The 238-nt window shown below is 63.0% G+C and carries 1 protein-coding gene; it reads right to left on the bottom strand.

Features of this window, described 5'->3' with window-relative positions; genetic code table 11:
• Window positions 1-238: ABC transporter permease subunit (locus BLX41_RS20430; RefSeq protein WP_123726354.1), on the bottom strand; the 238-nt coding region annotated here is incomplete at both ends.

The raw sequence follows: 238 nt of genomic DNA, 5'->3' as shown, positions 1-238 counted from the left end.
CCGGGAATCGCCAGGCGAATCATCTGCGGCACCATCACCCGGAAGAACACCTGGAAGCTGCTCATGCCGTAAGCCATGCCCGCCTCGGCCTGCCCCTTGGGGATCGCCATGAAGGCGCCACGGAAGGTTTCCGACAGATAGGCACCGAAGATAAAGCCCAGGGTGCCGATACCGGCGGCCAGCGGATTGAGGTCGATGTAATCGTCGTAGCCCAGCAGCGGCGCCACACGGTTCAGCA

Source organism: Pseudomonas protegens, assembly GCF_003732485.1.
GTDB classification, from domain to species: Bacteria; Pseudomonadota; Gammaproteobacteria; order Pseudomonadales; family Pseudomonadaceae; genus Aquipseudomonas; species Aquipseudomonas protegens_B.
Note: the sequence above shows the minus strand (reverse complement) of the source record. Positions and strands in the feature narration are given on the sequence as shown.